The organism is Bacillus sp. FSL E2-8887, assembly GCF_038007205.1.
GTDB classification, from domain to species: Bacteria; Bacillota; Bacilli; order Bacillales; family Bacillaceae_G; genus Bacillus_A; species Bacillus_A mycoides.
Map to the genome: position 1 here is coordinate 3,010,798 of NZ_JBBOWS010000001.1, position 14,802 is coordinate 3,025,599.

The 14,802-nt window shown below is 34.5% G+C and carries 17 protein-coding genes; 4 read left to right on the plus strand and 13 right to left on the minus strand.

Going from position 1 to position 14,802, the window contains the following annotated elements:
• Positions 1-118: 118 nt before the first annotated feature.
• The 4 genes from NSQ08_RS15350 to NSQ08_RS15365 are packed head-to-tail and all read right to left on the minus strand — an operon-like array spanning position 119 to position 2,980.
• Positions 119-685: an SGNH/GDSL hydrolase family protein gene (locus tag NSQ08_RS15350; protein ID WP_340776533.1), complete on the minus strand. Its 567-nt coding sequence runs from the start codon at positions 683-685 to the stop codon at positions 119-121.
• Between the two features lie 16 nt (positions 686-701).
• Positions 702-1,526 (minus strand): MBL fold metallo-hydrolase, encoded by an 825-nt coding sequence (locus NSQ08_RS15355; RefSeq protein ID WP_088031847.1) that lies wholly within the window; start codon positions 1,524-1,526, stop codon positions 702-704.
• A gap of 29 nt (positions 1,527-1,555) precedes the next feature.
• Positions 1,556-2,113 carry a DUF7010 family protein gene (locus NSQ08_RS15360; RefSeq protein WP_340776540.1) on the minus strand — a complete coding sequence of 186 codons (558 nt, stop codon included), beginning with the start codon at positions 2,111-2,113 and terminating at the stop codon, positions 1,556-1,558.
• 27 nt (positions 2,114-2,140) lie between these two features.
• The gene (locus NSQ08_RS15365; RefSeq protein ID WP_340776543.1) at positions 2,141-2,980 is read right to left on the minus strand and encodes a phosphotransferase; all 840 of its coding nucleotides are present in this window, start codon (positions 2,978-2,980) and stop codon (positions 2,141-2,143) included.
• A gap of 176 nt (positions 2,981-3,156) precedes the next feature.
• Between NSQ08_RS15365 and NSQ08_RS15370 the strand changes: the two genes are divergently transcribed.
• Positions 3,157-3,366: a hypothetical protein gene (locus NSQ08_RS15370; protein ID WP_044443258.1), complete on the plus strand. Its 210-nt coding sequence runs from the start codon at positions 3,157-3,159 to the stop codon at positions 3,364-3,366.
• 138 nt (positions 3,367-3,504) lie between these two features.
• Here the strand turns inward: NSQ08_RS15370 and NSQ08_RS15375 are convergent, their stop codons facing one another.
• The 4 genes from NSQ08_RS15375 to NSQ08_RS15390 form a co-directional block, all read right to left on the minus strand.
• Positions 3,505-4,404 carry a PhzF family phenazine biosynthesis protein gene (locus NSQ08_RS15375; protein ID WP_340776549.1) on the minus strand — a complete coding sequence of 300 codons (900 nt, stop codon included), beginning with the start codon at positions 4,402-4,404 and terminating at the stop codon, positions 3,505-3,507.
• Positions 4,405-4,415: 11 nt separating this feature from the next.
• Entirely contained in the window at positions 4,416-4,979 is a 564-nt protein-coding gene (locus tag NSQ08_RS15380; protein WP_340776553.1) for a GNAT family N-acetyltransferase, read from the minus strand.
• Positions 4,980-5,123: 144 nt separating this feature from the next.
• Entirely contained in the window at positions 5,124-6,626 is a 1,503-nt protein-coding gene (locus NSQ08_RS15385) for a class I adenylate-forming enzyme family protein (RefSeq protein ID WP_340776556.1), read from the minus strand.
• Positions 6,627-6,837: 211 nt separating this feature from the next.
• The gene (locus NSQ08_RS15390; protein WP_002033303.1) at positions 6,838-7,371 is read right to left on the minus strand and encodes an NAD(P)H-dependent oxidoreductase; all 534 of its coding nucleotides are present in this window, start codon (positions 7,369-7,371) and stop codon (positions 6,838-6,840) included.
• A 124-nt stretch (positions 7,372-7,495) separates the two neighbouring features.
• On the opposite strand from NSQ08_RS15390, the gene NSQ08_RS15395 reads away from it, so the two are divergent.
• Positions 7,496-7,819 (plus strand): winged helix-turn-helix transcriptional regulator, encoded by a 324-nt coding sequence (locus NSQ08_RS15395; RefSeq protein ID WP_002033301.1) that lies wholly within the window; start codon positions 7,496-7,498, stop codon positions 7,817-7,819.
• A gap of 247 nt (positions 7,820-8,066) precedes the next feature.
• On the opposite strand, the gene NSQ08_RS15400 is transcribed toward NSQ08_RS15395, so the two are convergent.
• From NSQ08_RS15400 to sigI, 3 genes are all read right to left on the minus strand, one after another.
• On the minus strand, positions 8,067-8,333 hold the full coding sequence (locus tag NSQ08_RS15400; protein WP_000661861.1) for an ArsR/SmtB family transcription factor: 267 nt from the start codon (positions 8,331-8,333) through the stop codon (positions 8,067-8,069).
• A 184-nt stretch (positions 8,334-8,517) separates the two neighbouring features.
• Positions 8,518-9,963, minus strand: a complete 1,446-nt coding sequence (locus NSQ08_RS15405) for an anti-sigma factor domain-containing protein (protein ID WP_275901025.1) — start codon at positions 9,961-9,963, stop codon at positions 8,518-8,520.
• Positions 9,956-10,678 carry an RNA polymerase sigma factor SigI gene (gene sigI / locus NSQ08_RS15410; protein ID WP_340776570.1) on the minus strand — a complete coding sequence of 241 codons (723 nt, stop codon included), beginning with the start codon at positions 10,676-10,678 and terminating at the stop codon, positions 9,956-9,958. The genes NSQ08_RS15405 and sigI overlap by 8 nt, the downstream gene beginning before the upstream one ends.
• A gap of 507 nt (positions 10,679-11,185) precedes the next feature.
• Between sigI and NSQ08_RS15415 the strand changes: the two genes are divergently transcribed.
• The gene (locus NSQ08_RS15415; RefSeq protein WP_000834521.1) at positions 11,186-11,392 is read left to right on the plus strand and encodes a hypothetical protein; all 207 of its coding nucleotides are present in this window, start codon (positions 11,186-11,188) and stop codon (positions 11,390-11,392) included.
• Between the two features lie 68 nt (positions 11,393-11,460).
• Here NSQ08_RS15415 and NSQ08_RS15420 read toward each other — a convergent pair whose 3' ends face one another.
• On the minus strand, positions 11,461-11,832 hold the full coding sequence (locus NSQ08_RS15420) for a hypothetical protein (RefSeq protein WP_002167918.1): 372 nt from the start codon (positions 11,830-11,832) through the stop codon (positions 11,461-11,463).
• 1,280 nt (positions 11,833-13,112) lie between these two features.
• Positions 13,113-13,856 carry a M15 family metallopeptidase gene (locus NSQ08_RS15425; RefSeq protein ID WP_033709884.1) on the minus strand — a complete coding sequence of 248 codons (744 nt, stop codon included), beginning with the start codon at positions 13,854-13,856 and terminating at the stop codon, positions 13,113-13,115.
• A gap of 244 nt (positions 13,857-14,100) precedes the next feature.
• Here NSQ08_RS15425 and NSQ08_RS15430 point away from each other — a divergent pair, with 244 nt between their 5' ends.
• Complete coding sequence (locus tag NSQ08_RS15430; RefSeq protein ID WP_002035246.1) at positions 14,101-14,355, plus strand: SunI/YnzG family protein; 255 nt, start codon at positions 14,101-14,103, stop codon at positions 14,353-14,355.
• Positions 14,356-14,802 lie beyond the last annotated feature (447 nt).

Genomic DNA, 14,802 nt, shown 5'->3' on the forward strand with positions numbered 1-14,802 from the left:
GATTAATTAGAATATATTAAGGTGTTTGCATTTTTGCCTTGCTACAATGCCCTTGCGAAAAGATACTATATTTTACTTATGTGAATACAAAAAAAGCAAAGCGCCCAAGCTTTGCTTCTTACAGAATCCCTTTTAATTTTTCACAAATTAACTTCGCTAAATACTCATAACCTTGTGGTCCAAAGTGTAAACCGTCTTTTTCATCATCTTCTACAAATTTTTTATAATGCTGTTCTTGAATCATTTCAGCATACAAATTTAAAAAATGACTTCTTGTTTCTTTCGCCACTTCCTCAACCACGTCTGCATATTGGCCGAGTACTTCATTCGTTCTATTATGCTGTCTTTCTTCATCAACTGGTGCAGGACTAATAAGTAATACTTTTTCTGGTGAAATCATGCTTACAATCTTCTCTAAGTTTTCTTTGTATACTTGTAATGATACTTGAGAAAAAGAGACCGCATCATTTGTACCAAGAAAAACCGTTACAAAGTCTGGTTTATGCGATAGTACATCATCTTCTATCCTATTTAACGCATCGAAAGTATTATCACCTGGAACACCCCCATTAACCACTTTCCAATTTGGAAACATCTCTTGCAAACGTGGTGTTAATCTCGGTGTTCCATCAAAAAGTATTTCATCAGCTGTAATACTATCGCCAAAGCATACTAACGTTTTCATTAATCTAGCACTCCTTTTACGTATGAAACAGCTTTCCTTCTATCGCTTTCATATATCTTTCAGCAGAACGTTCCACTGCCTCATTTGCATTTTCTTTTACTACTCGGTGAAAAGCATTATATAAACGATTAAATTGTAACGGTTTCACTCGATTCGCCATTTCCTCAACTTTTCTCGCCGGTAATGGAATTAAGTTTGGATAGCTATACATGAAGCTTACCCACTGCTGATCCGCTACAACTTGAATGATATCACCTGTTAATAATATACCTTTCCCATCATTTCCTTCTTCCCAATGTAATACAGAACCGCCGCTAAAATGCCCTCCGAGACGATGTACAGTAATCCCATCTGCTAATTGTAAAGACTCACCAGACCAATAAATAATACGACTACTTGGACGCATCACCCACTCTTTATCGTCTTCATGTATATAAATTGGTACATCGAATGTTTCTGCCCATTCTACTTGCGTTGAATAATAATGCGGATGGGATAGTGCAATCGCATCTAATCCGCCCCACTCTTTTACCTTCTCAATTGTCGTGTCATCTAAATAAGTAATACAATCCCATAACAAACGATATGACTCTGTTTTTACTACAAATGCCGTCTGACCGATCGCAAATTCTGGTTTTGTCGTAATACTATAAAGCCCATTTTCTTCTTCTATAATTTCATTTTTATATGTATCACTCGTTTGCAAGTTTTCTAAACTCGTCCAAGACTGCCCTTTCGGATTAACATATTGTCTCTCCTCATCACAAATAACACAACTTACCGGTTCTTCCACACTCGCTGCATACTGCACGCCACACGTTGTACAAACGAAATTATTCATAGTTATTCCCCTATCCCTTTAATTTTTTGCTAAGCTGATATTTGTTGATCGTTTTCTGCTTTTTTATTTTCGATTACTAAACCTATTAGAGTCAGTAAATAGACAGCTGTAACTGACAATGGAATTACAATAAGTCCATTGTCTGCAAAAAGAATCCCGCAAACTGACGTCACAAATACGGTTCCTACTGACAATACACCATAACTTTTACTTTCATAAATCCATACGTACGGTACAAAATGAACACCTATTAACATTGCTACTACAAAAGGTAACCATTCTGGAAATTGAAAATATGCAAGTAACACTAACGGAATATTTAATACATTTATCCCACCAATTATTCCAGCTAAAGTCCCTAGCGAATTTCCTTTCGCAAACATATCAATTTTCAATATAGCAGCTATCATTAAGCCACAAGGAAATACACAACCCATACCAATTAAATACACCCACACAACTTGTTTTTCTGAAAGAAGAATACCCGTTACACTCGCTACAATCCAAAACAAAATACCAGCTATTATAACAGGAATTCCCCTCTTCGTTCTTTGTGCTAAATCTCGTTTTGCTTCTGCTATGTTCATTTCACTATCTCCCCCAAACTATTTGTACTATAAAGCCGGCTCAATTTCGTTCATCCAATAACGCCAAGCTACTAAGTAATCTTCTAAATCTTTCGGGTGGTGTCTCAAACATGTATCTATACGCAAATATAAACCTATGACTATTTCCTCATATAAATCTCGTTCTTTTTTATGAAATATACATGGTTTTATCGCATAACCAATCACTTCTTTTGTTAAATCTTCCGGAGTTGAACAGAACGCGTAAATTAAATCATATAGAGGATCCCCTAACACTGGTAACGGATCTATCACGCCATATAACTTATTTTCTTGAAATATAAAGTTATGGAATCCGCAATCACCATGTAATAAAAATGGCTGATTTACTCCGGCTTCCCTATTTGCTAGTTTAAGAACAATTCTATAATCTTCCTCACTTATGTAACGTCTTACATTTTCATAAGCTTCCATCACATTTGCCGTTAAAAATTCATTCCAAGATTGAACCGAACTTTCTTTCCATCCCCAGCCTTCTGCCCCTGGAACCATTTTATACTTATTGATAACTTCTTTTACAAGTGTACGAAGCGTACTTCGTTTATATCCTTGTTTACACGAAGTATTACCTTCAAGGAAAGAATACACGAAATATGTATGTAAAGGTTCCTTATACAAAAGCTTTGAAAATAAACTATTCTCCTCATAAAATGAGAGAAAATTAGCTTCTTCACGTATTATTTCCGCTTCATTCAGCTTTACTACATATTTTTCGTCCAACAAATATACAGTACTTGTCGTTCCTCCGTTCAACGCTTTTACACTATTTGGATCATGTGAAATAACTTTCTCCTTAACTAGCTGTGCAACAATTATTGAAATGTCCATTCTCTCACCCTTTAATTCCGAAGATTCCCTCAATTAAAAAGACAACTTTACTATTATTTGACAAACGAATAGGAAACCCCTTCCAAAATCTTAATATAACAAAAAATCATTTACTTTTATATTTCAAAAATAAGGAAATACTAACAACAACGTTACATACATATTAGGAGGACAATATGAAACCTGAATTTTTAAAAGCAGTACATGATGCCATTGGAAGTGTCGAACACATTCATATAGAAGAAAGCGGTGCCGACAGCTTACTTATCCATCATGATGATGCACAGCAATTACAACAAGTCGCTAAAACGTTAGAAAACAACAATTTCCGCTCTGCTTTAAGAACAACTGGAGATGCTTCGTATATTGAAGTGTTGAATAGATAATGAAAGTCTGGATGTATTCCGGGCTTTCTTTTTTTATCCCGCTATTTGCCGTGCAGTAAGACCTCCACCTCAAAATTCAGCGGAAGCAAAGAAGTTAGGTGGGGGATGAACAAAACCCCCACTGATTAAAGTTTCACTTTATATTGAAAATTCAAACTCTTTCACATACACCGCTGTTCCCGCAATATCTATTTGTAACTTCTCATTTTCTACATCTTTCGTTACATAAACCATTACACGACCATCTTTATTTATTTCCTGTCCTTGCTCAACGATTAACTCCAATTCATGGTCAAAATCTTTCTCCAAATACGTCGCATAATACGCTCCCATTACACCTGAAGCTGTTCCTGTCACTGGATCTTCAATCGTTCCAGCATAAGGTGATGAAAAATGACGACCGTGCATTTGCACCTGTTCATCATAAGTTTCTAGACAAACTGGATGGATAGAAGCCTTAGGTATTTCTTTTAATACCGATGGAAACGCCTCATTTTTAGGTTTCATTCTTTCACATGCATCTAGATTTTTAATCGGTACAATTACAGTCCAGTTCCCCGTACTTCCATATACAATTGGTACACTTGCATCTAAATCAGTTACTTCTAACCCGATACTATGAGCTAATTCTTCTTTTGAACCTGCAAAATCTTTAAACTGAGGTGCTACCTGCCTCATTTTAATAAAGGTTTCTCCATTTTCATTTGCACCTATTTGTATCGGTAAAATACCTGCCTTCGTTTCAATCGTAAGGTTTGTTTTTTCTTCTAATAAACCTCTTTCACGCAAGGCATATATAGTTCCAACTGTCCCATGACCACATAAATCCATTTCAAACCCTGGTGTAAAATAGCGCATTCTTATATCTGCTACTTCTGAAGAAAGAACGAAAGATGTTTCGTTAAATCCAACTTTTTCAGCAATACGCTGCATGTCCTCTTCCGTTAATCCATCCGCCTCTAATACAATACCTGCTGGATTTCCCATATTTGGTTTATTCGTAAATGCGTCGTAATGAAATACGTTTATAGTCTTCATTTTTTATCCCCTTATTTGTTCGTTTCATTATTTTTATAATAATTAAGAAAATCTGCCCACTTACCATTCCCCATAGAAAATGCCTCTCTCCTACATTCAAAGGAAAATCCTGCTCTTTCTGCAAGACGAATAGATGGCTCATTATCGATATGTATATGTAATTCGATTCTATGAAATTGAAGGCCATTAAAAAATAACGGCAGCGCAGCTATTACACTTTCTGCTCCGTATCCATTTTTCCAATGTTGATTATGAATAGAGTAACCCATCATCGCCCATTGATAGTCCATACGTAAAATTTTTATAAGTTCTAGCTTTCCAATATTGGCACCATCTTCTTTCTGAAAAATACCTAGAACGTACATTTCATCCCGTCTTGCCGCCTCATCAAATCCTCTTATCCATTCCGTAAACCATTCTTTCGTTGAAGACGACATGTCATGATAGCCATCATCGTATTTATATTGAGATGGTAACCTCTTATTGAATCCATCTAACCAACTTTCATAATCCTCTTTTTGAAATGGACGAATAATCAGTCTCTCTGTCTCTACTTGTAATAGTGGCAGCTTCATTTATATCTCTTCCTTTAATTGTTAATTGAATATTCTTTATTATCTTACACAAAATACAAAATCTAGTAAATAATTATGTTTTTTATAAACAAAAATCCAGTTATGCTTTTTACATAACTGGATTCTTCATTATTTAATAACCTTTTATTTCACAAGAAAAACATCCCTTAATTCCCTCTTCAACACTTTCCCTAAAGCGTTTTTCGGTAATTCGTCCATAAATACAACTTCTGGTATTTTATAGCTTGCTAGTTTTTCTTTACAATGCTGAATAATCTCTTCTTCTGTTAAAGACGTTTGAATGTCCTTTACAATGTAAGCTGTTGGAACCTCCCCCCAAAAGTCATTTGGAATCCCAACTACTGCAACTTCTAAAACACCGTTTATTTCATGAATAACATCTTCTACTTGATCTGGATATACGTTGTCACCACCGCGTACGATAACATCTTTATATCTTCCCATAATATGTAGGAATCCATCGTCATCTATCATGCCAGCATCACCCATGTTAAACCAATTATCTTTTACTACCTTCTTTGTTGCCTCTTCATTATTCCAATATCCTTTAAACATGTACGGGCTTTTCACGTGAATCTCTCCAACTTTATTTGTTGTTAGTTCATCACCTGTTTCTGGATGAACAATTTTCAGCTCTACATGTTTCAAAGTTTTCCCTACAGAAGACATTTTTTCTTTTCCCATATTTGGATGCCAAGAAGTTACTACCCAACCTTCTGTACTCCCATAACCTTGCACCATATATATTCCTTTTTCCATATATTTTTGGATAAGTGTTTCTGGCACTTTTGTACCACCACTTTGCGCTACTTTAAAGGTCGAAATGTTGCGCTCTTTATTATCTAATTCATCAAGCATGTAACTATAAACAGCTGGGAACGCAAGCATTGTAGTAATTTTCTCTTCTTCAATCTTATCCCAAATAAGAGTAGGATTCGAATCAGCTAAAAAGACCATCGTAACGCCGTGATAAATACAATTTAAAATAGAAAGCACGCCACTCATATGAAACAATGGGTGCACTGATAAAAAGCGTTCACCTGCTGGAATTTCTCTTTGCCCCGCAATTTCAGTAAAATAATGGTGTAAGTTTTTATGACCAATTACACATGCTTTTGCCTGTCCAGTCGTTCCTGAAGTAAATAAGTAAATGGCATCATCATCTTCATGAACTTCCACATTCGGCTCTGTTATTGGCTGTTCCTTTAATTTTAATTCAAATGAGCCAAATCCTTCTTTTGTCGTCTCAATTACATAAGGAATTTCTTTAACTCCATTAATCTTTAATACAACTTCACTAAATTCATCATCAATAACTAATACTTTTAATCTCGCTTCTTTTACAATCGATTCTAATTCATAAGCAGTAAGCTGATGATTAAGCGGAATAAATACCGCTCCAATTTTTAAGCTTGCCATCATAACGCTTGGAAACGGATGATTATTTTTGCATAGAATTCCTATACGATCCCCTCTTTCCACACCGGTATGTAACAAATAATGTGCAAGCTGATTTACTCGTTCATTATACTGCTGAAACGAATACCTTTTCTCTCCACAGATAAGCGCTTCCAAATTTGGTGACTGCATTGCTCTTTTTTGTAATAATTGTCGCATCGTTCTCAAGTAAAACTCCCCTTTATATATGTTAGGGTTTTTATTTTACCAGATTAATTATTAATTTACTAAAGATTAAACTTAGTGAATTTAAATGAAGTGAATCTTTAGTCGATGTGAGGTGTTCATCCCCACTGATTATTAGTCCACACCCTACGGGCGGTTAATGCGGGATAAACAAAAATAGCCATCTACTTAACAAGTAAATGGCTATTTCTCCTTATATATTAGAAAACTCCTTATTCATCACATATTTCACATACTCAGGTGCACTTTTGTCAATCTCTTCATCACTGATTTCATATTCCGCACCATATAAATAAAATGATGGTATAAATTCCATTCCTGTATATAAGCTCGTAGCGTGGAATGGTTTCGTTAATTCATCCATTGTAATTCCGCTATTTTTATAGTCTTTTTCTAACCCACCTATAGAAATAGCTACACCAAATTCTTTCCCCTTCACTTTATCCCCTTTTGATCCATAGGCAAATCCATATGTTAATACATCATCGAACCATTTTTTTAATAATGGTGGTGAGCTATACCAGTAGAGTGGAAATTGGAATATATATCGGTCGTGCTCTACTAACAGCTTTTGTTCTTCTTCAATATTAAATTGCCAATTTGGTGCCACTTTATATAATTCATGCACCGTTATTTCATCTGGATATTTCTCAAGTTCTTCTACCCATCTTTTATTAATTCGAGACTTTTCAATATCAGGATGTGCTACAATTACAAGTGTTTTCATATATTTTCTTCCCCCTTATAAATAATTCAAACGCTTTAGTATTAGTATGAATGAGTCACATATAATTGAAAAGTACGTACTTTAAAGTGCTATAGGAACCTTAAAGTACCTTTGGAGGTGTTATATGAATCAAAATGATAATTGCCCAATCGCAACGACACTCGACGTGATCGGTGGAAAATGGAAAATTCATATTTTATGTGTTTTGGCGGATGGAAAAATGCGAACAAATGAAATAAAACGAGAAATTCCAAACATTACACAAAAAGTTCTCACACAGCAACTTCGGCAACTTGAGGCTGATGGGATTATCCATCGTACTGTATATCAAGAAGTACCACCAAAGGTTGAGTACACAATAAGCGAACATGGAAAATCTTTAATGCAAATTATGGATGAACTATTTGAATGGGGAAAAGACCATCAGATCAAAAGATTACATGACTAAAAAAACTACCAAATTCTTTACATACTAGTGGGAATGGCACATCACTATCAAGCTAACAAAAAGACCCTAATAAGAAAACCTTCATTTTTATAATCCATTTAAACTTTAGCTTGATAGTGATACGGCAAGACCCTAATAAAGAAATGTATTAAACAAATTAAAAACAACAACACATACGACTAATGTTAATAAGAAAATTATAGTCGCTGAATTGCTTACTTAATTTTGAAATCTAAACAGTTACCCTTTAAGCCAAGCTTAATAATATCGCTTTTGTACGATTATCTGTTACTTCATAATAAATTTCTAACCCTTTCCGAGTACCTGTAACGACCTTTGTAGCTTTTAGTTTAGATAAATGTTGACTAATTGTACTTTGAGGCATTTGTAATGTTTCATACATTGTCGTTACGTTAATAGGACCTTTTGCAAGCATTATTTTTACTAATGATAAACGAACAGGATGTGCTAATACCTTCAATACTTCAGTGATTTCTTCATACATTTCTTTCATATTTTTTCTCCCCTTTTATATAAACATTAATGATATCCATATATATAATTCGAAAGGATATACGATTTTATGTCCGTCATTTTAAAAAAATGTTAAAAAATATCTTCAGATGGAAGGAATCTCCCCTCCGTTCAATATTCTATAGATTTTTCTTTCACTAAATATTATGTGGTAGGAGCTTTCCTTACTGAGACCCTCTGCCATTGTTCCCTTGCTGGTGCCCATTATTCCCTTGCGATCCTCTACCGTTGTTTTCTTGCTGATGCCCATTATTCCCTTGCGATTCTCTTCCGTTGTTCCCTTGACCATTCCCATTATTCCCTTGCGATTCTCTTCCGTTGTTTCCTTGCCCATTCCCATTATTCCCTTGCGATTCTCTTCCGTTGTTCCCTTGACCATTCCCATTATTCCCTTGCGATTCTCTTCCGTTATTCTCTTGCTGATGCCCATTATTCCCTTGTGATCCTCTACCGTTGTTTTCTTGCTGGTGTCCATTATTTTCTTTTTGTGGACCTCTACCGTTGTTTTCTTGCTGGTGTCCATTATTTTCTTTTTGTGGACCTCTACCGTTGTTTTCTTGCTGATGTCCATTATTCCCTTGCGATTCTCTTCCGTTGTTCCCTTGCTGGTTTCCATTATTCCCTTGGGACCCTCTGCCGTTGTTTCCTTGCCCATTTCCATTATTTCCTTGTGACTCTCTGCCGTTGTTTCCTTGCCCATTTCCATTATTTCCTTGTGACCCTCTGCCGTTGTTTCCTTGCCCATTCCCATTATTTCCTTGTGATCCTCTTCCGTTGTTCTCTTGCTGATTCCCATTATTTTCTTTTATTTGCTTCGGTTGTTGTTCCTTAGATTGCTTTTGTTCTATATGCTCTTTCTTCTCGTTGCTTTCTTCTTTTACAGGAGATGCGTCCGATGATGCATCAGAAGATGACTTTTGTTGTTCTTGATTAGACGGAGGTGCAGGTGGAGTAAGCGATTTTTGCTTCTCATTCTCTTGTTTTATATAAACGCCCGTTCCAACCCCTGCTTTCTTGGCATCCTCCCGCATTTGCATCGTACTGCTTTGATATTCAACTGTAATATGTTTTATCTCATACTCTTTCTTTAATTCTTGCATAGCCTTTTCCAACTGAGGTTCTAACGACTTGTCCTTTGTAACAGCTGTTAGCATAACTTGCTTATCATTCGTTAAGTACTTATCCTTTTGACTCTGCTTTATAATAGTACGTATTACGTCTTGCAGATGCTTATTTTCCCACCCTTTCATTTCTTTTAAAATACGCCTTCCATCATCATTACAAGCCCGCAAATCTATAACACGAAGATCTTCCGTTACGCTCGCCTCTAAACTTGGATTTATATCAACTGAGACATAAGCAAACACTTTTTCTTCCGGTTGATTGTAGAAAAACAGCAATACGCATAGAAAACCAGCAACAATTACTGTTGTAGGCTTTAAGAAAGGTGGCATTGAAAAACGCGGTGCTCTTTGCTCTTGTTCGTTAAACGAGATTTCCTCTCCAATCATGTAAGAGTGTACTTTTCTTTTAAACGTAATAAACTCTCCATTTGGAGTTAAAACAACTACGTTATGTTTCTTTATATCCATCACAATTCCTTTATTCATCATGCTTCTCCCCTCTTATATAATCCAGAATATATGTATAGTTGTTTGCAAAGATAATACACATCGCAATAATGTATTTTCGATGTCGCTCCAACGTTTTACGACTTACCCTAACACATGGTTCAATATGTTTAAGGGGTAACTTTTTCTTTCGGAACAGCTCTTCCATCATTTTCTCGTCTTTTATAATAATCTTTACAATTTCTATTAAGTGCTCACGCGTATCACGATGCTTAGGGGATTCCTTAGCAAGCTCTGAAAATGTGATTTTAAACTCAGCTAGCACACTTTGAAAATGAAGAATTTCCTCCTTACGGTTACTATTTTCCATCTCTTTCATATACTCCGTAAGCGATACTTGTATTTCTAATATTTCCTCTTGCTTATCTTCTTTTAAAAAGACAAGATTATGCTTAGACTCCTTGCGTATATAGTCAATTACATCTCTTTTTATAAGAAGATCAGCAAACGCTAGAAAAGATTTTCCTTTTTTATATGAATACTGTTCAATTGCTTCGTTAAACGCAAACAATCCAATACTATATTCATCATCCTGTTCTGTAATGTACCTGCGGCAGACAGACGAGATTGATTTTCTAATAAACGGCTGATACTGTACGATAAAAGCTTCCTTATCTCCTCCGTTGTTTTGTATGTTAAATACGATATCTTCTATTTTCGTTTTTTTTAAGATTTTCATTACTAAACTCAACACTAGTAATCTTCCTGCCTCCTTCTGCTTCAAATAGCAAAATGGCCACTAAACAAGTGACCATTTAACCACATTTTCTTAGTACTTTTCTTTGGGCTTGTCTTCTTGCTGGTGCTCATATTTTTCGAGGCCGACTTTTTATATGACTATTTTTTCCACTTGTACTAAAGTGAAGTCTGTATTTTGTATTACTTTCTTGTTTTCTTTTGCAATACCACTTGCTCTTTTCTATTTTAGCTGCAATCTTTGAATAACTCTTCGCTATATTTTTGGTAATTTTAGCTTTTTCTTTCATTTATTTTCTTCTACTTATATATATTCGAAGGAATAAATAATTTTATGGGGGTCAAAAAAATATTTTTATAAAATAGTTATTTTTTCAAAAATAAAAACCATCAATTGGAAGAAACTCGTTATAACTCCTCCTTATGGTAATTCCTTTGTAAACCTTTTTATTTAAATGTATAATTGTATTAAAAGTCTAAAATTTCAGAATCGTAGGGCAACGTCATGAAAAGTTTTGGTACGTTAGTAATCTCTACCGTCATTTCAGCAGGCTTAGTGTATTATAATATCGATTCCTTTTATAATAAATTCACATCCGGGAATACATATTACTGGGTAAACGGTATCCTAGCTGCTGGATTCCTTATATCCTTAATTATCAACATAAAAGATATCATCAAGAAAAACTACACAACTTCTGAATCAAATTAAGGAGCCTATTATGGTTCCTTTTTCTATGCAAAATAAAAAAGCAGCTGTTAAGCTACTTTGAATTCTTCTTATCCCCAAATGAAATGATATATATATTCTCCCGTTACACGTTCATTAATTCCAGCGATCCTAGCGAATCTCATTAAGTCCGCCCCTTGAAGAAAATACACCGAGATCGTAACTGGTACTTGTGACCACATGAATTGATAAAGCTCATTCACTCTCTGATTCGTCGAAACGATTAAATCATTTACAGGTCCATGATTCCATACAGAGGTTTGAACTGAAGTGAACGGAAGGTCTTTCCCATTAACCACTATTCTTACCACACTTTGAGTTATGTCCACAACAATCCCCTCCACCATTACAAAATTTAAACCTGTTTCTATACTCATATTCTTGATTAATAATAAATGTTTAAGGCAAACCCCTATTTTCATTTCTACTCAAAAACAATTTAAATGATTTTTCTTTATTTCTCAATATAAGGAGCCTTGGATTTTCATTAAAACTCCTGTAGTATATGAACAAAGAGTAAGGTAAGAGTTACTCTTTGCCATTTTAGGAAAGGTTCTGTTGGAAACAACAGGACCTTTTTTCGTAAAGAGATGGTTTTGTTTAATTTCTCACCACTAACCACAAAAAAATATCTTATAATCGTTATATACTAAATTAAAATAATAGATTAGGAGTAGATCAAATGCCAGTTACACTAGAACTTATTCTTTTCATTCTTCTAGCAATTAGCGCTATTGGCTATTTAGTAAAAGAATTTCAAAAAACTAGGAAAAAAACACTTGGAATTTCACTAGAATTCTTGGTTCTTTTCTGGTCAATATGGAGAATATCGACTATCATAATCTGATTTGTAAAACATGAATTCCTTCGAATAAAAATCAATATTATGTCCATAATGTTGATAGGCTGTATGCCAAAATCCATTTAGTTTTCTCTGTATCTCCTTGTATTGAGCAGTTAGTTTTTGCTAGCTGCTCTTTTATTTATGAAAAAAGATAAAAATTTTTATAATGATTCTTCTTTATTTCTCAATATAAGGAGCCTTGGATTTTCATTAAAACTCCTGTAGTATATGAACAAAGAGTAAGGTAAGAGTTACTCTTTGCCATTTTAGGAAAGGTTCTGTTGGAAACAGCAGAACCTTTTTTCGTGATTTAAAGGCACTAAGACAAAATGAAATATTTACCATGAAGGTAATTGTTAAATATTTTACGCTTATACAGTATAATGGGATAGTTATTGTGTATTGGCATTAAGAGGAGCGTCCTGATTAAGCGCTTCTCTTTTTTTATAAAATAGCTCCAAATTACTTGGACACATTTACCAGTTTATTCAACACAAATATCATGTTAAAATCCCTTTTGAATACGACATAACTCAACTTGGTGAAGCCCTGTAATATTTCCTATAGGGCTTCTTTTTTTACAAGCAGTTATTTCATTACGCTGACTATCTTGTTGTGCAAAATAACGATTTTGTTCACTTTTTTGATACATTTATAAAACATTCATATGTTATCTTCAGTAAGTTCTATTTCCTTTATAATATTGTGTGAAGTATACCAACGAACGAAGCCTAAAAAACTCTAATGAAGTGATGAAAAAAACCTAATTTCTCTACAAAACATTGAGAAATTAGGCTTTTTAATAGAAAAAGTAGCATTCATAAACAATGAATACAGTTTAACTCTTCAATTCTATTTTCACAGATTCATATATTCTTCTAAAGTCAGTTTTTCCTTATATATATTTTCAGCAATATCTCCTACATAGCGAATATGCCAAGGTTCATATGCATAACCCGTAATACTTTCCTTCCCCTTAGGATAACGAATGATAAACCCTGCACGATGCGCGTTTTCTTTCAGCCATTTTCCTTCCTTCGTATTCGCAAAGGATAGCTCTAGTTCATTGTTCGCACTTTTAGAAGAAACATCCATCGTTAACCCTGTTTGATGTTCGCTATGCCCTGGCTTTGCAGAGAAGCGATCCGTATGCTCTTGCCCTTTCTTTTTAACATTGTTGGCATACAGACCTTTTTGATACTCATAGGAACGAAATCCTGAAACAGCATTCAACTGGATCCCATCTTGCTTAGCTAAAAGGAATAGTTTTTCTAACGCTTCCGCTGCTTCTTTACGAAGATGACTCTTTTCTACCGTTCCACTAAATGAGAACGGTACATTTGGTACAACTAAATCCTCTGGCATATAGTCTTCGGGTAAACCATATTCCTTATTTACTACAGCCTGTATACTAGCAAAGGAACTTGCTATCTTATTTGAGGTCCCATTTTGCTTACTATTTTTTTCTTTATTTATGGAGTTTTCACTAGTTTCATGGTTTGTCTTATATGGTTCTTTACCAATAGATATATTGGTGTAAATGATAAAGATACCTAACATTACTACTATACAAGTTAAGGTTCCTACTAATTTAAGTCTCATCATTCATTTCCTTCCTGCAACTCCTACTGTTACTCATTCATCATACTTCAACCATATCAAATCCATATTAATTCCCTGTGAACTTTTCTTCATAACGTATTCCTTAATAGATTGATAGTATATCTTCCCTTTCTTTTGGCACCCTTAAAATATCAGCTCTATTCATACATGTAGAAAAATAATCTAAAAATTTGTATAATAAGATAAGAAGTGTAGCATTCTATTATAGAAAGGTCTTGGTATAATGCTAGGTATTGATGTCAAAAAAACAAAAGAAGAGTTAATTATTTCATGGCAATTTGCGGAGGTCACGATTCCATTACGTGATGTGATTGAGGTTACCGAAGATGCTACCTATGCGGGTGTTGAAGAACCAAGTGCAATCCGTATCGGAACAGCATATGGGACAACTGATCGTATATTAATTAGAACTGTAAAACAAAATTATGTATTATTTACTACGAATAAAGTGTCGATTTTAAACGCAATTCACGCGTAACAATGAGTAGATAAACGCGCTTAAACAAAGTTCAAGTGAAATAAAAAGGTGCAAAGTCATAGAATTGACTTCGCACCTTTTTTAAAACAATCTATATGAATGAAAATTCCCTTTAACATTTCAGTAAGGTCAAAGCCACTTCTGTCACACCATACTACTTTGTGTCCCATTTATCTAAATTGAAGAGATAACGCTCTCTTTTTTTGATAAAATTATCTCTATAATGATAGCAGGAAAGGATTTGTTGCTTTATCACGGCAGAAAAAACACAGTTTGTAAAAAAAGAGCATTATATCCCCCAGTTCTCTATGAGACCTTTTGAAATAGCTAAGGGATTTTGTCTCACAGTGAATTTAGAAGCTGACACTTTGAAAGCTAAGGAAAAGAAAACAGGGAATTATTACAACAACTCAAAAATAAGCAAATAGATTAAAATACTGTAAATAG